This is a genomic window from Salmonella sp. SAL04196 (assembly GCF_046550835.1).
Lineage (GTDB): Bacteria > Pseudomonadota > Gammaproteobacteria > Enterobacterales > Enterobacteriaceae > Salmonella > Salmonella enterica.
Window position 1 is genome coordinate 277,973 of sequence record NZ_JBGDXE010000002.1, and the last position, 24,990, is coordinate 302,962.

General features: G+C 51.2%; 24 protein-coding genes, 1 tRNA gene and 1 pseudogene. 21 read left to right on the forward strand and 5 right to left on the reverse strand.

Translation table 11 applies throughout. From position 1 onward, the window contains the following. Positions 1–160: 160 nt before the first annotated feature. A complete protein-coding gene (locus ACLJPE_RS10880; RefSeq protein ID WP_000819364.1) occupies positions 161–1,054 on the forward strand; it encodes a transporter in 894 nt (297 codons plus the stop codon). 47 nt (positions 1,055–1,101) lie between these two features. Here the strand turns inward: ACLJPE_RS10880 and bglA are convergent, their stop codons facing one another. Next, positions 1,102–2,535, reverse strand: a complete 1,434-nt coding sequence (gene bglA, locus ACLJPE_RS10885; RefSeq protein WP_001230152.1) for a 6-phospho-beta-glucosidase BglA — start codon at positions 2,533–2,535, stop codon at positions 1,102–1,104. 158 nt (positions 2,536–2,693) lie between these two features. Between bglA and yqfB the strand changes: the two genes are divergently transcribed. Both yqfB and trhA read left to right on the forward strand, forming a co-directional pair. Beyond that, positions 2,694–3,005, forward strand: coding sequence for a N(4)-acetylcytidine aminohydrolase (gene yqfB / locus ACLJPE_RS10890; RefSeq protein ID WP_001182976.1), 312 nt, complete (start codon positions 2,694–2,696; stop codon positions 3,003–3,005). 163 nt (positions 3,006–3,168) lie between these two features. Beyond that, positions 3,169–3,828, forward strand: coding sequence for a PAQR family membrane homeostasis protein TrhA (trhA, locus tag ACLJPE_RS10895; protein ID WP_000250289.1), 660 nt, complete (start codon positions 3,169–3,171; stop codon positions 3,826–3,828). 115 nt (positions 3,829–3,943) lie between these two features. On the opposite strand, the gene ygfZ is transcribed toward trhA, so the two are convergent. Further along, on the reverse strand, positions 3,944–4,924 hold the full coding sequence (gene ygfZ, locus ACLJPE_RS10900; protein WP_000874169.1) for a tRNA-modifying protein YgfZ: 981 nt from the start codon (positions 4,922–4,924) through the stop codon (positions 3,944–3,946). 249 nt (positions 4,925–5,173) lie between these two features. Between ygfZ and sdhE the strand changes: the two genes are divergently transcribed. Further along, complete coding sequence (gene sdhE, locus ACLJPE_RS10905; RefSeq protein ID WP_000351186.1) at positions 5,174–5,440, forward strand: FAD assembly factor SdhE; 267 nt, start codon at positions 5,174–5,176, stop codon at positions 5,438–5,440. After that, complete coding sequence (locus tag ACLJPE_RS10910; RefSeq protein WP_001727955.1) at positions 5,421–5,834, forward strand: protein YgfX; 414 nt, start codon at positions 5,421–5,423, stop codon at positions 5,832–5,834. The genes sdhE and ACLJPE_RS10910 overlap by 20 nt, the downstream gene beginning before the upstream one ends. Before the next feature lie 52 nt (positions 5,835–5,886). Here ACLJPE_RS10910 and fldB read toward each other — a convergent pair whose 3' ends face one another. Continuing rightward, positions 5,887–6,408, reverse strand: a complete 522-nt coding sequence (fldB, locus tag ACLJPE_RS10915; RefSeq protein WP_001055885.1) for a flavodoxin FldB — start codon at positions 6,406–6,408, stop codon at positions 5,887–5,889. A gap of 112 nt (positions 6,409–6,520) precedes the next feature. Between fldB and xerD the strand changes: the two genes are divergently transcribed. From xerD to lysS, 5 genes are all read left to right on the forward strand, one after another. Further along, on the forward strand, positions 6,521–7,417 hold the full coding sequence (gene xerD / locus ACLJPE_RS10920) for a site-specific tyrosine recombinase XerD (protein WP_000434302.1): 897 nt from the start codon (positions 6,521–6,523) through the stop codon (positions 7,415–7,417). Positions 7,418–7,440: 23 nt separating this feature from the next. Further along, complete coding sequence (gene dsbC / locus ACLJPE_RS10925; RefSeq protein WP_000745614.1) at positions 7,441–8,154, forward strand: bifunctional protein-disulfide isomerase/oxidoreductase DsbC; 714 nt, start codon at positions 7,441–7,443, stop codon at positions 8,152–8,154. Positions 8,155–8,159: 5 nt separating this feature from the next. Then, on the forward strand, positions 8,160–9,893 hold the full coding sequence (gene recJ, locus ACLJPE_RS10930; protein ID WP_000813394.1) for a single-stranded-DNA-specific exonuclease RecJ: 1,734 nt from the start codon (positions 8,160–8,162) through the stop codon (positions 9,891–9,893). A gap of 104 nt (positions 9,894–9,997) precedes the next feature. After that, positions 9,998–11,096, forward strand: a protein-coding gene (gene prfB, locus ACLJPE_RS10935) for a peptide chain release factor 2 (protein WP_010989230.1) whose coding sequence is annotated in 2 segments (ribosomal slippage) — positions 9,998–10,072 and positions 10,074–11,096 — 1,098 coding nt in all. Because the reading frame shifts where the segments join, the coding sequence is not laid out codon by codon here. Between the two features lie 9 nt (positions 11,097–11,105). After that, positions 11,106–12,623 carry a lysine--tRNA ligase gene (lysS, locus tag ACLJPE_RS10940; protein WP_000003339.1) on the forward strand — a complete coding sequence of 506 codons (1,518 nt, stop codon included), beginning with the start codon at positions 11,106–11,108 and terminating at the stop codon, positions 12,621–12,623. Between the two features lie 75 nt (positions 12,624–12,698). Here lysS and idi read toward each other — a convergent pair whose 3' ends face one another. Further along, positions 12,699–13,244 carry an isopentenyl-diphosphate Delta-isomerase gene (idi, locus tag ACLJPE_RS10945; RefSeq protein ID WP_000133994.1) on the reverse strand — a complete coding sequence of 182 codons (546 nt, stop codon included), beginning with the start codon at positions 13,242–13,244 and terminating at the stop codon, positions 12,699–12,701. 264 nt (positions 13,245–13,508) lie between these two features. Here idi and actS point away from each other — a divergent pair, with 264 nt between their 5' ends. Continuing rightward, positions 13,509–14,267: an amidase activator ActS gene (gene actS / locus ACLJPE_RS10950; RefSeq protein WP_077917708.1), complete on the forward strand. Its 759-nt coding sequence runs from the start codon at positions 13,509–13,511 to the stop codon at positions 14,265–14,267. Between the two features lie 79 nt (positions 14,268–14,346). After that, positions 14,347–14,420: transfer RNA gene (locus tag ACLJPE_RS10955), tRNA-Gly, on the forward strand. 123 nt (positions 14,421–14,543) lie between these two features. Here ACLJPE_RS10955 and ACLJPE_RS10960 read toward each other — a convergent pair. After that, the gene (locus tag ACLJPE_RS10960; protein WP_001635492.1) at positions 14,544–15,350 is read right to left on the reverse strand and encodes a DUF1460 domain-containing protein; all 807 of its coding nucleotides are present in this window, start codon (positions 15,348–15,350) and stop codon (positions 14,544–14,546) included. A gap of 190 nt (positions 15,351–15,540) precedes the next feature. Between ACLJPE_RS10960 and vapC the strand changes: the two are divergent. From vapC to ACLJPE_RS11005, 9 genes and pseudogenes are all read left to right on the forward strand, one after another. After that, positions 15,541–15,711 (forward strand): annotated as a pseudogene (vapC, locus tag ACLJPE_RS10965) (tRNA(fMet)-specific endonuclease VapC); the annotation flags it as partial. Positions 15,712–16,514: 803 nt separating this feature from the next. Then, a complete protein-coding gene (locus tag ACLJPE_RS10970) occupies positions 16,515–17,051 on the forward strand; it encodes an STM3031 family outer membrane protein (protein WP_001038499.1) in 537 nt (178 codons plus the stop codon). A 46-nt stretch (positions 17,052–17,097) separates the two neighbouring features. Beyond that, positions 17,098–17,730: a YfdX family protein gene (locus ACLJPE_RS10975; RefSeq protein ID WP_000835269.1), complete on the forward strand. Its 633-nt coding sequence runs from the start codon at positions 17,098–17,100 to the stop codon at positions 17,728–17,730. A 718-nt stretch (positions 17,731–18,448) separates the two neighbouring features. After that, entirely contained in the window at positions 18,449–19,036 is a 588-nt protein-coding gene (locus ACLJPE_RS10980) for a fimbrial protein (RefSeq protein ID WP_001244645.1), read from the forward strand. Positions 19,037–19,155: 119 nt separating this feature from the next. After that, the gene (gene stdB, locus ACLJPE_RS10985; RefSeq protein ID WP_023233410.1) at positions 19,156–21,645 is read left to right on the forward strand and encodes a fimbrial outer membrane usher protein StdB; all 2,490 of its coding nucleotides are present in this window, start codon (positions 19,156–19,158) and stop codon (positions 21,643–21,645) included. A gap of 40 nt (positions 21,646–21,685) precedes the next feature. Further along, positions 21,686–22,429, forward strand: coding sequence for a fimbrial biogenesis chaperone StdC (gene stdC, locus ACLJPE_RS10990; RefSeq protein ID WP_000798491.1), 744 nt, complete (start codon positions 21,686–21,688; stop codon positions 22,427–22,429). Continuing rightward, the gene (locus ACLJPE_RS10995) at positions 22,426–23,508 is read left to right on the forward strand and encodes a fimbrial protein (protein ID WP_000147767.1); all 1,083 of its coding nucleotides are present in this window, start codon (positions 22,426–22,428) and stop codon (positions 23,506–23,508) included. Before stdC ends, ACLJPE_RS10995 begins: the two co-directional genes overlap by 4 nt. A 108-nt stretch (positions 23,509–23,616) precedes the next feature. Beyond that, positions 23,617–24,123, forward strand: a complete 507-nt coding sequence (locus ACLJPE_RS11000; protein WP_039512827.1) for a CaiF/GrlA family transcriptional regulator — start codon at positions 23,617–23,619, stop codon at positions 24,121–24,123. Next, positions 24,110–24,868 (forward strand): hypothetical protein, encoded by a 759-nt coding sequence (locus ACLJPE_RS11005; RefSeq protein ID WP_023136668.1) that lies wholly within the window; start codon positions 24,110–24,112, stop codon positions 24,866–24,868. The genes ACLJPE_RS11000 and ACLJPE_RS11005 overlap by 14 nt, the downstream gene beginning before the upstream one ends. Positions 24,869–24,990: the final 122 nt, after the last annotated feature.

Consider the following 24,990-nt stretch of genomic DNA (forward strand, 5'->3'; position numbering starts at 1 on the left):
GTTTCTCTCCGGAATCGTTATTTACCTCTCAATATAGTTACAAAAATTTCCGTATATTAAATTCATCAAGTTATTAATTTAAATTATAAATTAAAAATAAGCATAAATAACGTAAATATTTATTAACTTAGCGCTTTGTTTTTTATACCTGGAGGGAATAATGAAACGATTTATATTTCTGCCATTAATAACATATTTTCTATTAATGAATGCAATGGCAGCTAACGGAGAAAATAATCCCAGTAATCTATTAGGTGCACCAGTTAATACCGCTATTTCTGGTGGTTCAGTATTGCCGGAAGGAAAGTTATTAACCGCCGTGAATAGCTCATTTCGCGATAAAGATCATCAAATCGAGGGGCACGGAAGCCCGGATGTTTACTCCCAGATATGGTTATTGAAGATTCGTTACGGTTTGACCGACAGACTGGAATTATCAACTGTGGGTTCCTATATCAATAACAAACGAGACAATCTGTCTCCTGAGTACATAGAGGGAATGGGCGACCAATCGGTGGGGGTCAATTATGCTTTAATAAGCCAGCGAAGAGGTGATCCGTTTTGGGTTACGGTAGGCGGGGCATTATTACTACCCACCGGGCAAGATGGAGATAATCATTTGCCTGGGAATAGCGCCTGGGGAGGAAGAGTAACACTCACTTTAACAAAATTATTTACTCCTAACATTAAAGGGGATATGGGTTTTGTCTATCAGGGACCATTTGAGCGCGGTAACCAGGACGTGAAACGAGGTAACGAATTCCAGTGGAATACCCAGGTGCGGTATATGTTTAGCGATTTACCGCTGGATCTTGGTCTGGAAAGTGCCTACAGCAATAATGCCTCTGGAACGAAAAAACTGTCTAATGGCAGCGTAGTTAATAACCATTCTGGAACTACCGAATGGGTTGTTGGTCCATCATTTAATATTGCTGTCGATTCACTGAAGTTATGGTTTGGTGCCGGAGCCTTCTTCCCGGTAATGCAGGAAGCGAAGTCGCCAACCAAAATGGAAGATGTACGCTGGGAATTTAAAATAGGTAAGACCTGGTAAGACTCGTTCAAAGTGTTACCCGCCGACTGGCGGGTAACGTGCAGGAGTTAAAGCTTCTCGCCGTTGCTGGCAATCACCTCTTTGTACCAGTTGAAGCTTTTCTTACGCGAACGCGACATATCGCCCGTACCGTCATCGTGCTTGTTCACGTAGATAAAGCCGTAGCGCTTGCTGTACTGCCCGGTGGTGAACGACACGCAGTCGATGCAGCCCCACGGCGTGTAGCCCATCAGGTCGACACCATCGTAAGTCACCGCTTTTTTCATCTCTTCAATATGGGCGCGCAGGTAGTCAATGCGATAGTCGTCGTTGATGCTGCCATCTTCTTCTACTTTGTCGTAAGCACCAAAACCGTTTTCGACAATAAACAGCGGCTTTTGATAGCGTTCGTACAGTTCACACAATGAATAACGCAGGCCCACCGGGTCAATCTGCCAGCCCCAGTCAGATGCTTTAACATAGGGGTTCGGTACGCTGCCTTCAAAACCGGAAATCGCATCGCCGCTACCGCCTTCGGCTTTGACCGCGTTGGTCATGTAATAACTGAAACCAAGATAATCGCAGGTGCCTTCGCGCAGCACTTCAAGATCGCCATCTTCTATTTTGATGTTAAATCCGCGGCGCTCCCACTCGTTCAACACATAGGACGGGTAATAGCCGCGCAGCTGTACATCGGTAAAGACGTAGCGTTCACGCATCGATTCCTGAGCAAACATCACATCTTCTGGTTTGCAGGAGAAGGGATACAGCGCGACCATCGCCAGCATACAGCCAACTTTCATCTGTGGATTAATACGACGTGCCGCTTTCACCGCCAGGGCGCTGGCGACAAACTGATGATGTAAGACCTGATACATGGTTTCTTCTGGATTCTCATGCTCGGTATACACCACGCCGGAACAGCAGTAGCCAAACAGCGGCGCGCGCCAGTTTCGCTGGTTGTTAATTTCGTTGAAGGTCATCCAGTATTTGACCTTATGCTTGTAGCGTTCAAACACGACTTCAGCAAAACGGACAAAGAAATCAACGACTTTACGATTGGTCCAGCCGCCGTAGTGCTGGACCAGATGTAACGGCATTTCAAAGTGGGAAAGGGTGATGACCGGTTCGATGTTGTATTTGAGCAATTCATCAAACATGTCGTCGTAGAATTTCAGACCGGCCTCGTTTGGCTGGGATTCGTCGCCATTCGGGAAGATACGCGTCCAGGCAATAGAGGTACGGAAGCATTTGAACCCCATTTCGGCGAAAAGACGGATGTCTTCTTTGTAATGTCCGTAAAAATCCACCGCCTCGTGGTTCGGATAGTATTTGCCAGCAACGACATTCTGGGTAATTTCGCGTGGCACGCCGTGTGCGCCGCCGGTTAGCACGTCGCAGATGCTGGGGCCTTTACCGCCTTTATTCCAGCCGCCTTCAACCTGGTGTGCAGCAACCGCGCCGCCCCATAAAAAATCTTTTGGCAAGGTGAGTTTTCTCATTGTTGCATAATCTCAATTTATTTAGTCTGTTATCATTCATTCTGCACCAAATGACATGTAAAGCGTACGCAAAATTCCAGGATGCTCGCGTGTCGGGGCAGGAACATATTCAGATCGTAGCATTCACTTCAAGAGGCCATATTCAGGGGGATAACCACATGCAGCCAAACGACATTACTTTCTTTCAACGTTTCCAGAATGACATTCTGGCAGGGCGTAAAACCATCACTATTCGTGATGCCTCCGAGTCCCACTTTAAAGCAGGCGATGTGCTACGCGTGGGACGGTTCGAAGATGATGGCTATTTTTGCACAATCGAAGTGACAGGAACGTCAACTGTGACGCTGGATACGCTGAACGAAAAACATGCGCAACAGGAAAATATGTCGCTTGATGAGCTGAAACGGGTCATTGCTGAAATCTATCCCAACCAGACGCAATTTTATGTGATTGATTTTAAATGTCTTTGATAAATATGAACGCGTGTTAGTTGAGTTTTTGTAATTAACTTCTTGAATAAGAAAGAAAATTTAATTTTGCGAATTTATTTTAGCTAACATGTGTTCACTGGAACCATTCTCAGTTACGCTAGAGGCGCAGTTCATCGTTATGAACGTTTCTCCGGAGTAAGTTATGGTGCAAAAACCATTAATGACGCAGGGATATTCGCTGGCTGAGGAAATCGCCAACAGTATTAGCCACGGCATTGGATTGGTATTTGGTATTGTCGGCCTGGTGCTGTTGTTGGTTCAGGCGGTAGAGGCGAATGCGGGTATGACGGCTATCGCCAGCTACAGTTTATATGGCGGGAGCATGATCCTGCTTTTTCTTGCTTCAACGCTTTATCATGCCATTCCTCATCAGCGGGCAAAAATCTGGTTAAAGAAATTTGATCACTGCGCTATCTATCTGCTCATTGCCGGAACCTATACGCCATTTCTGCTGGTAGGTCTGGATTCGCCGCTGGCGCGCGGACTAATGATTGTGATCTGGAGCCTGGCGCTATTCGGTATCCTCTTCAAGTTGACGATTGCGCACCGATTTAAAGTGCTTTCACTGGTTACGTATCTGGCAATGGGCTGGCTGTCGCTGATAGTGGTTTATCAGTTGGCGATTAAGCTGGCGATAGGCGGCGTGACGCTGCTGGCGGTAGGTGGCGTCGTTTACTCGCTGGGCGTAATTTTCTATGTTTGCAAACGCATACCTTATAACCACGCCATCTGGCATGGCTTTGTGCTGGGTGGTAGCGTGTGCCACTTCCTGGCCATCTATTTGTATGTGGGACAGGCGTAATTCCCGGATGCCCGTGCCGGATGGCGGCGCTGTCGCACCTTATCCGGCCTACGAGAATAGCACGTGCGAGCCTGATGGCGTTGCGCTATCAGGCTATCCGGCTTTTAACGTGATATCACTCTTCCAGCGAGTAGGGCAGCGGGACGATATGCAGGGTGTTGGCATCGTCGCGAACGCGGAAGACGCTTTCGGCTTCTAAATCGTTATTCATGACGGCCTGAACCAGTAACTGACCATCGTCCAACTGTGCCGCCGCCAGAATAGCGCCGGTACGACGCCAGTTCTCGCCCATCTGTAGCTCCAGATCTTCTCCTGCTTCCGGTACCCGGCTGGCTTTGCCCGCCAGCAACCAAAGCGCGCGTTTATTGGCGCCGCGGAATTTTGCCCGTGCGACCATCTCCTGTCCGGTGTAGCAGCCTTTCTTGAAGCTGATGCCGCCCAGCGCCTGTAGGTTAGTCGCCTGGGGGATAAACTGACCGCTGTTCGCCGCGTCAATCACCGGAATGCCTGCTTCAATATCCAACGCCAGCCACTGTTGACTGTTATTCAGTTCGGCTTCGCCATGCAACTTCTCCGTTAACATGTTGGCCGTCGCGACATCAGTGACAAGCAGGAATCGTTCCGCAGGATGTTCAAACCATAGCAGCGTGGAGGCGCCGTCTCTGACCACCTGATTTTCACTATTGGGCAGTTCGCTAAAGACATTAGCCAGCGCCGCGCGGGCCTGAAAACCTGCCACGCCAAGCAATACGCGTTCGTCATCCGGCGCGATGACCACTTTGGAAAATACGGCGTACTTTTTCAGCTCCGTTAATTGCGCTTCACGCACGCTACGGCGTTCAATCCAGGCGAAACCGTCGCGCTCACGGAACAGGCGCAGAGTGCTCCACATCTTACCTTTAGCATCGCAGTGGGCGGCGAGAAGGTGTTGCTGTTCAGTCATCTGGCTTACGTCAGCGGTGACCTGGCCCTGAATATACTTTTCACTGTCTACGCCGGTAATGGACGACAGCGCCCAGTCGTCAAGCGCGATCAGCGTCAGCGGCAGGCGGGCTGACGATGAAGGATGACGTGGCGGAAAGGAGATAAAAGCCATAAATAATGTCCTGGTTAGCTGCAACAATAATGGTTAATGGTAAAAGAGCCATCGGTCATTGCAAGTGCTTTAAATAGCCCATTGAGAGCGGATTGATCGTTTTGCGAGGCGGTATCCAAAACGGATGAACGTATTGATTCCCAGCCTTTTATTTCGCGATCGCGTTCCAGATTACTGAGATTCCCGTAAAACAACGCCAAAAACACGTTACAATAGCCCGGTACTTCATTTTCGCGAGGCAGGAAGAACATGGATATTCACAATAAAGCACGTATTCACTGGGCATGTCGTCGCGGTATGCGCGAACTTGATATTTCTATCATGCCGTTTTTTGAACATGAGTACGATAGTTTAAGTGATGAAGAAAAGCGTATTTTTGTCCGTTTGTTGCAGAGTGATGACCCGGATTTATTTAACTGGTTGATGAATCACGGTAAACCGGCTGACGCTGAACTGGAACAGATGGTCCGACTCATTCAGACACGGAATCGGGAACGTGGTCCTGTGGCAATCTGATTTACGCGTCTCATGGCGCGCTCAGTGGATCTCATTGCTCATTCATGGGCTGGTTGCCGCGGTGATTTTATTGATGCCCTGGCCGCTGAGTTATACCCCGTTATGGATGATGCTACTGTCGCTGGTCGTGTTTGACTGTGTACGTAGCCAGCGCAGGATTAATACCTGCCAGGGAGAGATCAAGTTACTCATGGACGGGCGCTTACGCTGGCAGGGGCAGGACTGGACGCTCTTGCGTCCGCCCTGGTTACTGAAGAGCGGGATGGTGTTGCGTTTACGCGCAGAGTCTGGACGTCATCAGCATTTATGGCTGGCGGCGGATAGCATGGAAGAAGCGGAATGGCGTGAGTTGCGTCGGATACTGTTACAGCAGCCGATATCGGGCCAACACTGACGGAACGGCGCAAACGCGGTTCCGTCGAGAGGGAAATACAGCGAGTAAGGCTTCAGGCGTAGTGTTCGGCCATTTCGCCGAGAATTTGTTCACACCAGGTCTGTATACGCTCATCGCTGAGATCGTACTGGTTCGTTTCATCCAACGCCAGGCCGACAAACAGTTGCCCATCCGCAATGACCGGTTTATTGCTGGTAAATTCGTAGCCTTCTGTGGGCCAGTAGCCGACAAATTTAACGCCTTTGAGGGCAAGTTTGTCATGCAACATACCCAGCGCATCCAGGAACCACTCGCCGTAGCCGAGCTGGTCGCCCATACCGTAAAGCGCAACGATTTTGCCTTCCAGATTGAGATCGTCCAGTTGCTCCCAGACGGCTTCCCAGTCCTCCTGAATTTCGCCAAAATCCCAGGTGGGGATGCCTAAAATGAGCACGTCGTACTGCTCCATTAAGGCGGGGGCGTCATCCTTGAGGTTATGTAATGTCACCAGCTCCGGGCCGAGGATATCGCGAATTTTCTCTGCGGCCATCTCGGTGTAGCACGTGCTGGAACCGTAAAAAAGACCCATGTTCATTACGTTACATCTCGATTCTGCTATAGCGTTGCGGGTAGTGTAACAGAATCGCTGCATTCACGGCACAATGAGGCATAATGCACCAAAAGTAAGCGTGAAGTAGGGAGCGCGAATGGAACAGGATTTAGCGCGTATTGAGCAGTTTCTGGATGCCCTGTGGCTGGAACGAAATCTGGCGGAAAATACATTAAGCGCGTATCGTCGCGATTTATCGATGGTCGTTGCGTGGTTGCATCATCGCGGGAAAACGCTTGCGACGGCGCAGGCTGATGATTTACAAACGCTGCTGGCTGAACGGGTGGAGGGCGGATACAAAGCGACCAGCTCCGCACGCCTGTTAAGCGCTATGCGGCGATTTTTCCAGCATCTGTACCGTGAAAAGTATCGTGAGGATGATCCGAGCGCGCAGTTGGCCTCGCCTAAGCTTCCGCAGCGTTTACCGAAAGACCTTAGCGAGGCACAGGTTGAACGGCTCTTGCAGGCGCCGCTTATTGATCAACCTTTGGAGTTGCGCGATAAAGCTATGTTGGAAGTGCTGTATGCCACCGGTTTGCGCGTGTCGGAACTGGTGGGGCTGACAATGAGCGATATCAGTCTGCGGCAGGGCGTGGTGCGGGTTATCGGTAAAGGCAATAAAGAGCGGTTGGTGCCGTTAGGCGAAGAGGCGGTATATTGGCTGGAAACGTATCTGGAGCATGGGCGTCCCTGGTTACTCAATGGCGTATCGATTGACGTATTATTCCCCAGCCAGCGTGCGCAACAGATGACGCGGCAGACCTTCTGGCACCGTATTAAACATTATGCGGTACTGGCTGGAATCGATAGCGAAAAACTGTCGCCGCATGTTTTACGTCACGCTTTCGCCACGCATTTGCTGAATCACGGTGCCGACTTGCGCGTTGTACAAATGCTACTTGGGCATAGCGATCTTTCGACGACACAAATTTATACGCATGTCGCAACGGAGCGTTTGCGTCAACTTCATCAACAGCACCATCCGCGGGCATGAGTGCTGACAGGAAAGGATAGTTTATGAAAAAGCGTTTTATGATGTTCACTTTACTGGCGGCGGCGTTTTCAGGCGTGGCCCATGCGGATGATGCGGCTATCCGTCAGTCGCTGGCTAAGTTGGGCGTTCAGAGTACGGAAATTCAGGCCTCGCCAGTGGCTGGGATGAAAACCGTCCTCACTCACAGCGGCGTACTGTACGTCACTGATGACGGCAAACATATTATTCAAGGGCCGATGTATGACGTGAGCGGCGCGCATCCGGTAAACGTGACGAACAAACTGCTGATGAGCCAGCTAAATGCGCTGGAAAAAGAGATGATCGTCTATAAAGCGCCGGATGAGAAACATGTCATTACTGTTTTTACCGATATCACCTGCGGCTATTGTCATAAGCTACATGAAGAGATGAAAGATTATAACGCGCTGGGGATCACGGTACGTTATCTGGCCTTCCCGCGCCAGGGGCTGGAAAGCCAGGCGGAGCAGGATATGAAATCTATCTGGTGCGCCAAAGACAAAAACAAAGCGTTTGATGACGCCATGGCAGGTAAGGGCGTGAAACCGGCAAGCTGTGATGTGAACATTGCTGATCATTATGCATTGGGCGTGCAGTTGGGCGTTAGCGGTACGCCAGCCATTGTATTGAGTAACGGCTATGTGGTGCCTGGCTATCAGGGACCGAAAGAGATGAAAGCGTTTCTTGATGAGCATCAAAAACAGACCAGTGGTAAATAATACGCGTGAAACAACAGAGACAACTTCGTCGGCGTGAGGCTGATGAGACGGCGGAACTCCCCGCCGATCTTCCTCCATTACTACGACGTTTATATGCCAGCCGGGGCGTTCGTAGCGCCCGCGAACTGGAGCGCAGCGTGAAAGGAATGCTGCCCTGGCAACAGCTTAGCGGCATAGATAACGCGGTGGAGATCCTCTACAACGCCTTTCGCGAAGGTACCCGCATTATTGTTGTTGGCGATTTTGACGCCGACGGCGCGACCAGTACTGCGCTAAGCGTATTGGGAATGCGTGCGTTGGGATGTGACAACATCAGTTATCTGGTGCCTAATCGCTTTGAAGATGGCTACGGTTTAAGCCCGGAAGTGGTCGATCAGGCGAAGGCGCGCGGCGCGCAGCTTATCGTCACCGTAGACAACGGCATTTCATCCCACGCCGGCGTAGCGCATGCAAAGACGTTGGGGATTCCGGTGATCGTGACCGATCACCACCTGCCAGGCGACACGTTGCCGGATGCCGAAGCGATTATTAATCCTAATCTGCGCGACTGCGAATTCCCGTCTAAGTCGCTGGCGGGCGTCGGCGTGGCGTTTTACCTGATGCTGGCGTTGCGAACATTTTTGCGCGACAAAGGATGGTTCGACGAGCGCAACATCGCGCCGCCGAATCTGGCGGAGCTGCTGGATTTAGTGGCGTTGGGAACGGTAGCAGACGTTGTGCCGCTGGACGCTAACAACCGTATTCTGACCTGGCAAGGGCTAAGTCGTATTCGTGCCGGGAAATGCCGTCCGGGAATTAAAGCGTTGCTGGAGATATCGAATCGCGATCCGCAGCAGCTTGCCGCCAGTGATTTAGGCTTCGCGTTGGGGCCTCGCCTGAATGCCGCCGGCAGGCTGGATGATATGTCCGTTGGCGTGGCGTTACTGTTGTGCGACAACCTCGGCGAAGCGCGTGTTCTGGCCAGCGAGCTGGATGCGCTTAACCAGACGCGCAAAGAAATAGAGCAGGGGATGCAGGCGGAAGCGCTTATCCTGTGCGAAAAGCTTGAGCGCAGTAGTGAAACGCTTCCGGGCGGTCTGGCGATGTATCATCCTGAATGGCATCAGGGCGTGGTCGGAATTCTGGCGTCGCGCATTAAAGAGCGTTTTCACCGCCCGGTGATCGCCTTTGCGCCTGCGGGCGACGGCACGCTAAAAGGCTCAGGCCGTTCGATTCAGGGGTTGCATATGCGCGATGCGCTGGAAAGGCTGGATACGCTTTACCCTGATCTGATGATCAAGTTCGGCGGTCATGCGATGGCGGCGGGATTGTCGCTGGAAGAGCATAAATTCGAGCAGTTTCAGCAACGTTTTGGCGAGCTGGTAACGGAATGGCTCGATCCTGCCCTGTTGCAAGGCGAAGTGATCTCCGATGGTCCATTAAGCGCGGCGGAGATGTCTATGGAAGTGGCGCAACTGTTGCGGGATGCCGGACCGTGGGGGCAAATGTTCCCGGAACCGTTATTCGATGGTCGTTTCCGTCTGCTACAACAGCGTCTGGTGGGCGAGCGCCACCTCAAGGTGATGGTGGAGCCCGTCGGCGGCGGCCCGCTGTTGGATGGCATCGCATTTAATATTGATACGACCTGTTGGCCGGATAACGGCGTGCGGGAGGTAGAACTGGCTTATAAACTGGACATTAACGAGTTTCGCGGCAACCGTAGTTTACAGATTATTATCGATGATATTTGGCCGCTATGATCGGGGCGATTTAACAACACTTTCGCTGTAATTAAGGGGCGAAATCCGCTAATATTTCGCCCTTATAACCGCATTTTGACAAGTCAAATAAAAGAAATCAGACCATGTTTGAAATTAACCCGGTGAATAACCGCATTCAGGACCTCACGGAACGCACCAACGTTCTTAGGGGGTATCTTTGACTACGATGCTAAGAAAGAGCGTCTGGAAGAAGTAAACGCCGAGCTGGAACAGCCGGATGTCTGGAACGAACCTGAGCGCGCGCAGGCGCTGGGAAAAGAGCGTTCATCGCTCGAAGCGATCGTCGATACGCTTGATCAAATGACTCAGGGGCTGGACGACGTTTCCGGGCTGCTGGAACTGGCGGTAGAAGCTGACGACGAAGAGACGTTTAACGAAGCCGTCGCGGAGCTGAATACGCTGGAAGAGAAACTGGCGCAGTTGGAATTCCGCCGGATGTTCTCCGGCGAGTACGATAGCGCCGATTGCTATCTCGATATTCAGGCCGGTTCTGGTGGTACTGAAGCGCAGGACTGGGCCAGCATGTTGCTGCGTATGTATCTGCGTTGGGCGGAAGCGCGCGGCTTCAAGACGGAAGTCATTGAAGAGTCGGAAGGGGAAGTCGCCGGCATTAAGTCCGCGACTATCAAAATCTCCGGCGAATATGCCTATGGCTGGCTGCGCACTGAAACCGGCGTACATCGTCTGGTGCGTAAAAGCCCGTTTGACTCCGGCGGTCGCCGTCATACCTCGTTTAGCTCCGCGTTTGTGTACCCGGAAGTGGACGACGATATCGATATCGACATTAACCCGGCGGATCTGCGTATCGACGTCTATCGCGCGTCTGGCGCAGGCGGTCAGCACGTTAACCGTACTGAATCCGCAGTGCGTATCACCCATATTCCCACCGGGATTGTGACGCAGTGCCAGAACGACCGTTCGCAGCACAAAAACAAAGACCAGGCCATGAAGCAGATGAAAGCGAAGCTTTATGAACTGGAGATGCAGAAAAAGAACGCTGAAAAACAGGCGATGGAAGACACTAAGTCCGATATCGGCTGGGGAAGCCAGATTCGTTCCTATGTCCTGGACGATTCCCGCATTAAAGACCTGCGTACTGGGGTGGAAACCCGCAATACACAGGCGGTACTGGACGGTAGTCTGGATCAATTTATCGAAGCAAGTTTGAAAGCAGGGCTATGAGGAATCAACATGTCTGAACAAAACGCACAGGGCGCTGACGAGGTAGTCGATCTTAACAATGAAATGAAGGCACGTCGCGAGAAGCTGGCTGCACTGCGTGAGCAGGGTATCCCGTTCCCGAACGATTTCCGTCGTGACCGTACCTCAGACCAACTGCACGCAGAGTTTGACGCGAAAGAAGCTGAAGAACTGGAAGCGCTGAATATTGAAGTGTCCGTCGCGGGCCGTATGATGACTCGCCGTATTATGGGTAAAGCCTCTTTTGTTACCCTGCAAGACGTAGGCGGCCGCATTCAGCTGTATGTGGCGCGCGATGATCTGCCGGAAGGCGTTTACAACGAGCAGTTCAAGAAGTGGGATCTTGGCGATATCCTCGGCGCGAAAGGTAAGCTGTTCAAAACCAAAACCGGCGAGCTGTCTATCCACTGCACCGAACTGCGCCTGCTGACGAAAGCGCTGCGTCCGTTGCCGGATAAATTCCACGGCCTGCAGGACCAGGAAGCGCGCTATCGCCAGCGTTATCTGGATCTCATCTCTAACGATGAATCCCGTAACACCTTCAAAACCCGTTCGAAGATCCTGGCCGGTATTCGCCAGTTTATGGTTGCTCGCGGCTTTATGGAAGTCGAAACGCCGATGATGCAGGTGATCCCAGGCGGCGCGTCTGCCCGTCCGTTTATCACCCATCACAACGCGCTGGATCTGGACATGTACCTGCGTATCGCGCCGGAACTGTACCTCAAGCGTCTGGTGGTTGGCGGCTTCGAACGCGTATTCGAAATTAACCGTAACTTCCGTAACGAAGGCATCTCCGTGCGCCATAATCCTGAGTTCACCATGATGGAACTCTATATGGCGTATGCGGACTACAAAGACCTGATCGAACTGACGGAGTCTCTGTTCCGGACGCTGGCGCAGGATGTTCTGGGCACCACCCAGGTTCCGTACGGTGATGAAGTGTTTGACTTCGGTAAGCCGTTCGAAAAACTGACCATGCGTGAAGCGATCAAGAAATATCGTCCGGAAACGGATATGGCTGATCTGGACAACTTCGACTCCGCGAAGGCGATTGCTGAAAGCATCGGCATTCACGTCGAGAAGAGCTGGGGGCTGGGCCGTATCGTCACTGAGATCTTTGACGAAGTCGCTGAAGCGCATCTGATTCAGCCGACCTTCATCACTGAATATCCGGCTGAAGTGTCTCCGCTGGCGCGTCGTAATGATGTGAACCCGGAAATCACTGACCGCTTCGAGTTCTTTATCGGCGGTCGTGAAATCGGTAATGGCTTTAGCGAGTTGAACGATGCGGAAGACCAGGCGCAGCGTTTCCTGGATCAGGTTAATGCAAAAGCGGCGGGCGATGACGAAGCCATGTTCTACGACGAAGACTACGTGACGGCGCTGGAACACGGTTTACCGCCGACAGCGGGTCTAGGAATTGGCATCGACCGTATGGTGATGCTGTTTACTAACAGCCACACGATTCGCGACGTTATTCTGTTCCCGGCGATGCGTCCGGTGAAATAAGATGTAAATTGCCGGATGGGGCATTAGCCGCCATCCGGCATCTCTTCGTTCAGACGTAGCGCCATCAGGCAATCTTTAACGCTGGCAGTAATTGAGCAGTCGTTCACGCGCTTGTTCGTCTGACGCTTGCATGACCATCCACGGGCTAAATGCCCACGGCGTAGCGAGAAGGCTTTTCCATACGCTTTTAAATTCGCTCCACTGATAGTCCATCACCTCTTCGCTGTTAACCTGCAACACACTGGTTGCCCGCGCGGCAAATACCGGACAGACTTCATTTTCCACAATACCGTTTGGATCTGTCGCCCGATAGCTGAAGTGCGGATAGACGGGGGTGAGATCGGTAATTTCCACGCCGAGTTCGAACCGACAACGGCGGATGATCGCCTCTTCGGTGGTTTCGCCTTGTTGCGGATGACCGCAAACCGAATTCGTCCACACGCCTGGCCAGGCTTTTTTGCTCAGCGACCGTCGTGTTACCAGCAACTGACCATCTTCGTTAAATAGCCAGCAGGAGAAAGCCAGATGCAAAGGCGTATTAAGCGTATGAGCCGCATACTTTTCCAGTGTGCCGGAGGGCTTATCCTGCTCATCCAATAAAACGACATGTTCCTCAGTCATGAAAGCTCCTGAAAATTAAAATGACCCGGCAGCATGGCCAGGCCATATACTCAGACGATCAGCGTAGCGCATAACAGAAAGAAAGGCATTACCAAAACAGGCCCTGACAGAACGCAGACGAGCGCCATTGCGCCGTGAGTCGATATTATGCTGGCATATCGGATATTCGCGGCATCATCATCCGCGCGGACCCTTTCCGGCGTCAATGGATTGGGCATACGGCATTTGGCTGCTATCATAAGGCGTCTGTCAATAGAGTGAGGAATGGTTTTGAGCGCAGGACGCCTGAACAAAAATAGCCTGGGTATTGCGGTGCTGTTATGCACAGGGCTGCTGCTGGCGGGGTGTTCCAGTAATTCCGGCTCAGGAACGTATTCCGGCTCCGTCTATACCGTTAAGCGCGGCGATACGTTGTATCGTATATCGCGCGCCACGGGAACCAGCGTGAAAGAACTGGCCCGACTGAATGGCATTTCTCCGCCTTATACTATTGAGGTGGGGCAGCGAATTAAAGTGCGCGGCAGTGCAAAGAGTAGCAGTTCAATACGCAAAACCAGCAATAAAACAGCAACAAAAACTGCCGCGGTCAGACCGTCATCTTCGGTGCCAAAATCCTCCTGGCCGCCGGTGGGGCAGCGCTGTTGGGTATGGCCTGCCAACGGTAAAGTGATTTTACCTTATTCCACCGCAGAGGGCGGAAATAAGGGCATCGATATTGCGGGCGCGCGCGGAACGCCTGTTTATGCGGCGGGAGCGGGTAAAGTTGTCTATGTCGGGAACCAGCTGCGCGGTTACGGCAATCTCATCATGATTAAGCACAATGAAGATTACATTACGGCTTACGCTCATAATGACACCATGCTGGTTAATAATGGGCAAAGCGTTAAAGCGGGGCAAAAAATCGCTACGATGGGCAGCACGGATGCCGCATCCGTAAGACTACACTTCCAGATTCGCTACCGGGCGACGGCCATCGATCCGCTGCGTTATCTGCCGCCGCAGGGGAGTAAACCGAAGTGCTGACGGTGAATTAATCGCCAGTCAGCCAGTAAGTCTCTTGCCAACCAGAACGTAAGGTTTATAATGCCTTACGCATCTCAAAGCGGGCGTAGTTCAATGGTAGAACGAGAGCTTCCCAAGCTCTATACGAGGGTTCGATTCCCTTCGCCCGCTCCAGACAAATATCTTCTAATATTTACTAACCCCACGAATTTACAGCAATTTTTCCTGTCGGCCCCACAGTGAACAGGGTTTCAATGCCTATGTCGGACGGCTCTGGCGACTCTGGTAATGACTTTATCATTCAGCCCGCAGCACAACGATGCCTGGTCTGGAATGCATGTATTCCATAAACGGTGTGTCCACCACTTTTCTGTTTGCGGCCAATGAGGAGGCGTTCCGAAACCACACCTGTTCATCATGGCGAACTACGATACCCACATGTGAAACGTCCAGCCCGTCAAGCGGGGAGTAGACACCGATATAGTCCCCATTTTTTAGGTGGTTCATGACCTGCTGGTTGATGGCTCTTCCGGGAATATAATTTATTTTACGAGGATGGATGCCCAGACCAGGAATGTACTCGCCGCCATCAGGTTTATGGTTAAGCTGCTTGTCAACAACGATATAATCAGGGCTGATATACGGCGTTACATCCCGTGCATTACGCGGTACTGCGGCGAACCAGTCAGAGAAGAAGTGCCGGCGGCTGAGATAAGCAACTTTGCCTGCGGCGTAGCGAGTCCTGGCAAGATTATGCAGAAACGATTTCTGATTATCGCTGCGGGCCAGGGCCTCAACGTAATCAGCCAGGGTAAAGCAGTCCACGCCGTTGAAATTCGCTACAAGGACTTCGGGTGTGCCGGGCCCACCGATGAGCGTATTTGCCTGATAAGGTGTTCCGAGAAAAGCAGACGATACGCGGCTGATAACTTCTCCATGGTTTTCGCCTTTATAAGGAATGACATCCGACTGGATAATCCGGCTTACTTTTTCTGCCGTAACGCTGTCCATGCTGGTCTGATATTTTTCTGTGCCAGGGACGGTACAGGCCGTCAGATGCGCCGACATAAGCAAAATTGTCCATGTATTTACCTTCATTATCATCTCCGGAAAGGTTCAAATCCCTTTTTTACCTTTACCGGAAATGGTTGTGATGGATACAGAAAAACGCCAGAGGTTGATTACAGGTTGAGTAATATGAACGCTGATGATGATAAATGTGAAGATCATCATACGACTTTATTCGCAGTTGTTTTTTGCCTGATCGTCAAAGCCAACATGCCCCTTCAGGCTGGCGATACATACCGGTCAAATCCGTGCCGAACTGGCCCGCAAGGGAACACCTGTCGGGCCTTATGACCAGATGATTGCTGGCCATGCCCGTAGCCGCGGACTGGTCGTCGTCACAAACAATCTCCGCGAGTTTGAACGCATTCCGGGTATCCGAATCGAAGACTGGTGCTAATTTCTGCATCAGATGTTATCCCCGGATTCAAACTCTTTTCCGGATTTAGTGGCACAGTCAGTTTGGTTACCTGCTTAATGGTGGTTTGCATCACATTTTTAGCTGGTGGTATTTTTTTATGTTGACTGGAGATACCTGCCAACAGCATAACTTTTACGGCCAGATAATAAATAAAAGAGTACCAAAATGTCGTATTCTGACATGTTTACGAAGGGAGTACCGCTCCCTTCTTTTTTTGTTTCCTGGATACTCACTGAACAATGCCGTTACTGCCCGATAACTGCCGCATCCCCTCTCCATAGCCGTTTCCTGCAACTAAGTCACAGACGTTGGTTTACCAGGCCGATATGACTTCTTTCCCGTTATATACCCTTCATACTTCAAGTGGCTTATGTGTTGACTACGGATTACTCGGCCCATCATGGGCCTCGCCCTGACGGGCCGTCGCACGCGACGTTCAAATCTGCTCCCGGCAGATTTGTCGCTCACCCCAGTCACAGAGTTATCTATGCTCCTGGGGACTCACTCCCTTGCCGCCTTTAAGCAACTCAAATTATTTTGGGTATATATCAGTGAACTTCTATTTTTGTCAGTTTTTATTTTTCAGTTTATTTATTATTAAATGCTGTTTCTGGCCTGGATATATTTTCGTGAATAGCCTCCCGACAGCCGCAGACAAAGATATTTGCTGGCGTAACAGCGCTCATAATTTAAAAGATTTATTTATAGTTTGTTATCACGGAAAGATTTTAACTTAATACATGCCAGTAAGGCATCAGGTAAAAATAACCGGAGAGAAGAAGATGAACAAAATGCTATTAGCCGGAAGTGCCGGTATTGTTCTGCTGTCTGCTGCAGCCAGTCCGGTATGGGCAGACGATAATGCCAGTACATTTTCACTTGGATACGCCCAGTCCCATACTAATCACGCCGGGACGTTGCGTGGGGTTCGGCTGGCAAACAACTATGAAATGTCACCGGACTGGGGGCTGACAACCTCATTTGCCTGGCTAAATGGAAGCCAGCGCTATTCCGATGAAAGCAGTAATGGTCGTGTAACAACCCGTTATTACTCCCTGCTTGCAGGCCCTTCATGGAAAATAAATAACCAGTTAAGCCTGTATAGTCAAGTGGGCCCCGTATTATTGCATCAGCGTGATCACGGAATAAATGAGTCTGACAGTAAGGTCGGATATGGTTATTCTGCAGGCGTGGCTTATACCCCGGTCAGTAATGTCGCTATAAATCTGGGTTATGAGGGTGCGGATTTTGATGCTACCCATAACAGCGGAAGCCTTAATAGCAACGGCTTTAATCTTGGCGTGGGTTACCGGTTCTGAATAGGATAATTCGATAAAAAATGTTACTTTGTGGAGATGATGGATTATGAAAAGCCATATTATGCCAGGCGTTGCGCTGATGGTTATCCTGTTTTCAGGAAATGTTATGGCCGCAACAAACATGACTGATAATGTTACTCTGAATAATGACAAGATATCCGGACAGGCCTGGCAGGCCATGCGTGATATCGGAATGTCGCGATTCGAGTTGTTTAATGGTCGAACCCAAAAGGCGGAACAACTGGCTGCGCAAGCAGAAAAACTCCTGAACGATGACAGCACTGACTGGAATCTGTATGTCAAATCAGATAAAAAAGCCCCAGTTGAAGGAGACCGCTATATTCGGATAAATTCATCGATTACGGTAGCCGAAGATTATCTCCCTGCGGGGCAGAAAAATGATGCTATTAATAAAGCAAACCAGAAAATGAAAGAAGGAGATAAAAAAGGGACTATAGAGGCCCTGAAACTAGCAGGCGTCAGTATGATTGAAAATCAGGAACTCATTCCTCTTCAGCAAACCCGTAAGGATGTGACCACAGCGCTTTCCTTGATGAACGAAGGAAAATACTATCAGGCAGGTCTGATACTAAAATCAGCTCAGGATGGCATAATTGTGGATTCTCAGTCAGTTCAGGAATTACCCACGGCCCCCGTGCAGCACGATTCCGCGCATTAATATCCCCCAGCCTGCTGTATATATTACAGCAGGCAGCATTATGTCTGACAGCTATTACCAGTTTGTTCTGTGCTGTCGGCATTGTTTTTAAATTTCATCCGTGAAGTTCAGTAATGTCAGGGTACCTGCATTCATATCTATTGTGATGCTCATCACAAATACAGAAGAATATCATTTCATTTATTATTTTTTATCCCTTCCGCTTATGATGGTTCATAATGATTTATTAAGTTAATGTTTTGGAATTAAATGCCTTTTACTTGCGTTATATCTAGTTTTTTATGCTACCAGTAGTTTCATTGTTATATATGGTTAGTATTATGTTTTGTAAATATCCAGTGTGATGGAAAAGCAAAACATACATTCCCGATAACATATTACAAAATATTTCATGTCCGCTGCGAATATCTGTCTGTTAGGTATTCATCCGCTTATAATTACATTAAAAAGTATTTCTTTGATGATTATTCTTAAATTACGATCATAATCATCGATCGTATCGATCTATTTTTATTGTTTTAATTTGAATAAGAGTTTTCTTACAATTGATTAGGCATTAGCTGAAATCAATATTTTTCGATGGAAAGTTCAGGTGCTTCGTTTAACACCAGGCGTTTATTATTCATACGAATCTTTTCTGAACGCTTTCATTAATACCCTCAGATTTGTTTTCAGCCTTTGCAAAATAATTCTCATTCACCCAAAGGACATATTATCTATGCGTAATAAAATAATACTTGCCATGGCGGCTGCCGGTATGATGTATGGCGCTTCTGTATATGCAGTCGATCCACCAACAGCAGGCCCGTTCGGCTCAGGTAAAATTACCTTTACTGGCACCATCACCAACTCCCCCTGTGATATCGCACCGGGCGACGATGCGATCACCGTTCCGTTTGGACAGATTTCTTACCGTAAACTGAATACCGCCGACGCAACCACGGACTCAAAACCGTTCACCATTCATCTGCAGAACTGTGCTTTCGATCCGAATGATGCAGGTTCAAATCCTGCTGGCTCCGCAGGGAAAATGTCTAAAGTAACCGTCTCTTTCAGTGGCACAGCTGATACCTCAGGTAAAGCTTACGTCAGCACCGGCAGTGCCCAGCATGTTGGTGTGCAGCTTCTGAAAAGTGACAATACCTCACTGATTACACCCAATACCCCGATGCCGGATGGCGAAGCTCAGCAACTGCAAGCCGGGAATAACGAACTTAACTTCTTTGCCCGCCTGATAGCCCTGACAAATGCCGCAACTCCTGGCGATGTTAACGCCTCTGTCACCTACACCCTGAAATACCTGTGATTTTACGCGGTAAATAACGACAGGGAGAAGCCGTCCACGGAGGGGTTCGGACGGCTTTTATATCTGACCATGCCTGCGGGCTGTCTGTTACACGGACGACAACACGAAAGCGCCATGCCATGAAAATTACCCGGCTTGCCATTCTGATTACCCTGACATTTTCCGTCCTGAAGTCGCAGGCCACGGAGTTCAATGCCAGCCTGCTGGACAGCGGGAACCTGTCCAACGTGGACCTCACGGCCTTCAGCCGCGAGGGGTATGTGGCGCCCGGTAACTATATTCTCGATATCTGGCTCAATGACCAGCCGGTACGGGAACAGTATCCGGTCAGAGTTGTACCGGTTGCCGGACGCGACGCGGCCGTCATCTGTGTGACAACAGACATGGTGGCCATGCTGGGTCTTAAGGATAAGATTATTCATGGCCTGAAACCCGTTACCGGTATCCCGGACGGGCAATGCCTTGAGCTGCGCTCCGCTGACAGTCAGGTACGGTACAGCGCTGAAAATCAGCGTCTGACCTTCATTATTCCCCAGGCCTGGATGCGATATCAGGACCCGGACTGGGTCCCCCCTTCACGCTGGAGCGACGGCGTCACCGCCGGCCTGCTCGATTACAGCCTGATGGCCAACCGCTATATGCCGCAGCAGGGGGAGACCTCTACCAGCTACAGCCTCTACGGCACCGCCGGGTTTAATCTCGGCGCCTGGCGGTTGCGGAGCGATTACCAGTACAGCCGTTTTGACAGTGGGCGGGGCGCATCACAGTCCGATTTTTATCTGCCGCAGACGTATCTGTTCCGTGCCCTGCCAGCACTGCGCTCAAAACTGACGCTCGGACAGACGTACCTCAGCTCCGCTATTTTTGATTCCTTCCGCTTTGCCGGGCTCACTTTGGCCAGCGATGAGCGCATGCTACCGCCCTCTCTTCAGGGGTATGCCCCGAAAATCAGCGGCATTGCGAACAGTAATGCACAGGTTACCGTCAGCCAGAATGGCCGCATTCTGTACCAGACCCGGGTGTCGCCGGGGCCTTTTGAGCTTCCCGACCTGAGCCAGAATATCAGCGGCAACCTGGATGTCAGCGTCCGGGAAAGCGACGGTAGCGTCCGGACATGGCAGGTCAACACGGCCAGCGTCCCCTTTATGGCACGCCAGGGACAGGTTCGCTATAAGGTGGCCGCCGGACGTCCGCTGTACGGCGGGACGCATAACAACAGCACGGTCAGCCCTGACTTTCTGCTCGGGGAGGCCACCTGGGGAGCATTTAACAACACGTCGCTGTATGGCGGCCTCATTGCCTCCACCGGCGACTACCAGTCCGCGGCGCTCGGGATCGGCCAGAATATGGGGCTGCTGGGCGCTCTGTCTGCGGACGTCACCCGCTCAGATGCACGGTTGCCGCACGGGCAGAAGCAGTCCGGTTACAGCTACCGTATCAACTATGCCAAAACGTTTGATAAAACCGGCAGTACCCTGGCGTTCGTCGGATACCGCTTCTCGGACCGCCATTTTCTGTCCATGCCGGAGTACCTGCAGCGTCGGGCCACCGACGGCGGCGATGCATGGCATGAAAAACAGAGCTACACCGTGACTTATAGCCAGTCCGTTCCGGTACTCAATATGAGCGCGGCCCTCTCGGTAAGCCGGCTCAATTACTGGAATGCGCAGTCCAACAATAACTACATGCTCAGCTTCAACAAAGTGTTCAGTCTCGGCGAGCTTCAGGGGCTCTCGGCCTCGGTGTCGTTTGCCCGTAACCAGTACACCGGCGGGGGGAGCCAGAACCAGGTCTACGCCACCATCAGTATCCCGTGGGGCGACAGCCGCCAGGTGAGCTACAGCGTGCAGAAGGATAACCGGGGTGGCCTGCAGCAGACCGTGAATTACAGCGATTTCCATAACCCGGACACCACATGGAACATCAGCGCTGGTCATAACCGCTATGACACTGGTAGTAACAGCAGCTTTAGCGGCAGTGTGCAGAGCCGTCTACCGTGGGGCCAGGCGGCAGCGGACGCCACCCTGCAGCCCGGACAGTACCGCAGCCTGGGCCTGAGCTGGTACGGCTCGGTGACCGCCACCGCCCACGGCGCCGCTTTCAGCCAGTCGATGGCCGGGAATGAGCCCCGCATGATGATAGATACCGGAGACGTGGCCGGTGTGCCGGTGAACGGCAACAGCGGGGTGACCAACCGCTTCGGGGTGGGCGTGGTGAGCGCCGGCAGCAGCTATCGCCGCAGCGATATTTCGGTTGATGTGGCCGCCCTGCCGGAGGACGTGGACGTCAGCAGCTCCGTCATCAGTCAGGTACTGACGGAAGGCGCGGTGGGCTACCGGAAGATTGACGCCAGCCAGGGGGAGCAGGTGCTCGGTCATATCCGGCTGGCTGATGGCGCCAGTCCGCCGTTTGGCGCCCTGGTGGTGTCCGGGAAAACCGGCAGAACCGCGGGGATGGTCGGAGATGGCGGTCTGGCCTACCTGACAGGTCTCAGCGGGGAAGACCGCCGGACCCTGAATGTGTCCTGGGATGGCCGGGTGCAGTGCAGACTCACCCTGCCGGAAACGGTGACACTCAGCTGGGGGCCGCTGTTACTGCCCTGCAGATAAAAATATCCCTGTCACAGAGCAGGACTAACGGAGAAAACAGGTGAAAAACAGCAGAAGAAGCCGTGTGATTTTACTCGCGCTGGCGGCAGCATGGAGCCAGTGCAGCCCGGCGGCCGTCAATGTCGACCGGACCCGTATTATCATGGATGCGCCGCAGAAAACGGTGGCCATCACGCTGAATAACGATGACAAAACCACGCCGTTCCTGGCGCAGTCCTGGGTGACGGATGCTGACGGGGTGAGAACCGATGCGCTGATGGCGCTGCCGCCGCTGCAGCGTATTGATGCCGGACAGAAATCCCAGGTCCGTATCACCCAGGTTCGTGGGCTGACAGATAAGCTCCCTCAGGACAGGGAAACGCTGTTCTGGTTTAACGTGCGGGGCGTTCCCCCGAAGCCGGAAGACGACAACGTCCTGCAGCTGGCCATGCAGAGCCAGCTGAAACTGTTTTACCGTCCGAAAGCCATTATCAGAAGCAGCAATGACCAGCCGGAAAGAAAGCTGACCGCTGAGCGGAATGCGGGACACCTGACCCTCAGAAACCCGACGCCGTACTACATCACTGTGGCGTGGCTGGGAGCAGACCGTAGCCACAGGCTCAGCGGTTTCCGCGAGGGCGTGATGGTGCCGCCCCTGGGGAGCCTGCCTTTAAAGGCTGTTCTGCCGGCAGAAACCCGGACGCTGTGGGTGGGGTATATTGATGATTACGGTGGACTGCAGATGAACCGCTACGCCTGCGATGCCCTGAACTGCGCGTTTAAGGACGCAGGGGCGACATCATGACAGGACGATTATTCAATATGAAATCACTGATACTGTCAGGTGTGTTTCTTTTCTTTGCTGTCTGTGATTCTGCGAGGGCAAACTATGACTGGTCAAAATGTGATGCCAATGGAAATGTAAATATTCAGAATATCAGTCTGAAGGGAGGACAATATTTACAAGGGCAGGAACTGCAGAAGATTACTGTTCCCATAAGTTATACCTGTACTACAACATGGAGCAGTTTTAATTCACTTGTTTACTCTACAGCAGTTTCGCTTTCCGATATGAGACAGGTAGCCACTGCGCTAAAAGATCGCGGTCTTGGAATGGATATCGTTGTTCAGGAAGGGAGCTTGACTCCCGTGACATTTACGTGGAGGGATATACAGGCAGGGTTTTCAGGCTGGTCCAGTTCAAAAGCATTCGGGCAACGTATGGAAGCGCAAAAAACATATAACCGGAGCGGAACGATTACAGTACATATTTTTGTCGAACAGGTTTTCAATAATAATTTTTTGGACATAAACATTCCGGGAAGTAAAATTAATATATATCCCTATAGCCCGTCACAACCCGGACTGTCTGTTGAACCACCGACTGTTCCATTCAGACCTTTAACTGTTTCTGCGTTTAATCTCAGGTTTATTCCTGACAACTCAGGCAAGGTTATTATCTCTCCTTCTAATACTATCAATATGGGGCGTTTTTATACGGAATATAAGGAAACCCTGGTGCCCAGGGAAGTACCTTTCACCGTTACAGCACAACAGAATGTCGGAACGCAGATCCCATTCGTCGCCCCACTGGCTATAGAGTTCAGGACCAACGGTCTGACACTGGCAGATGCTGACAGCACCGTGATTCTTAAGAATAATAAACAAGAAAACAATGGTTTCAGACTGTCGGTAATGGATGTGGATAATAACACACCAGTTAAATTTAATGTGAAAACAGATATGGGATCTATCCATCTTGATAACGGTGCCGGTGGCAGAATTATAAAACAGTATAAAGCAAAGGTCGAAGCTATACCCGGTGCGGTAATTAAAACAGGTGCTTTTTCAGCCGCAATGACAGTGATTGTTACTTACAATTAGCAGGATTAAATACCATTTCCTGATAGTTAATTAAAAAATAGCTATAAATTTATCTTTATGATTATTTTTTCTTCTCGGTCTTTTTCACTAAAAAAACGGAGAGTTTGCATGTCTTCTGATAAATCAAAAGGGAAGATAGTTTTTTCAGGTAACGATATTCATTATCCCGGACAGACCAACCATGATGCCTGTTTTATTCCGGTAAGTGTCCGCCAGTATGCCGGCGAGCCCCTGTATATCATCGTGGCACACTGGTGCCTGTTGCAGCAGAACTGGGTTCAGCGTAACCAGATAGCAGAGGCGTTTCACATCACGGCCAGACGGGCCAGCTACCTGATTGCCTATCTGCGAAGCAAAACATCGCGGGTGGTCAGCATCTGCCGTCACCAGACCCTGCCCAATAAAGCACGACGCTATGAGATTTATGTTATCCGGGTTCTTGACAGTCCCACCCCGTCCACGCGCCGTGAAAAAGCCGGACCGCCGCTGGTATCAAAACGCCGGGTCGGTAATGGTGACAGGTCGATGGCAAATGAACTGTGGAACCGGCTGTGCAGTAACAGAAATGCGGGGAACATCCTGAAAAAGAAGGAGGATGAGGATGACGGAACATAACCGGATGCCGGCCCGGCAGATTATCGTTTACGGTGACTGCTGGCCGGTGACGATCGCCGTGGCACACCTGGTCCGGAGATTTCTGCCGAGCTGCAACTGTGAAACCGCATACAGGCTGCCTGTTCTGTTGCAGCAATTACGTCGGAAACCGGAGGCCATACTGATACTATGTCTGCGTCCCCGTGAACATCTCTTTTTGTTCTATTCCCTGAGACAGATACTGCCGGACTACCCGGTTATGATTATCAGCGATGAGCTGTTTTTCAGCGACCGGGTGGTACTGAAGGTATACGGCGGCATCCCGGCGCTGCTGGAGCAGGAACTGGCGGAGATACTTATCCGGGGGCGGCGGGGTGAACAGTGGGCCGGGGGCGCACGCCTGCGCAGGACAGGAGAGCTGGACGCCTTTTTGTTATCTCCGGCTCCGGTGACGGGCTTTCTGGAAGTGCCACCGATATTTAACAATCCGAAGCGGTTGATGAACTATATGGACCAGTTGATGCACCGGGAGATACTGGCATGCGGAGTGAGCCTGGCCCAGTTACGCTTGCTTCAGGAAGTTTACCGTGGACGGGGAAGGTTGTCAGCGTTGTGTGGAAGGCTGAATACGCAGGAGAAGCAAATCTGGCAGGACAAATACCGGTTACTGGTGAAGTTGGGAATGCGGAACCGATTACGGGAACTGCTGTTTGGTACCCGGTTTTGTAAATCACTGCAGCGAACTCCGTTTATCGCTCCGCAATAACCCGCCTCCGGCGACTCTATCCAGAAACCCTGAAACGCCGGCTAAACCCGGTGGCGGTGGGGCATGTTTTGCCTGTGGTGTAGTGGAGTAAAATACAGAATTCAGGCGGGATGCTGAATGTA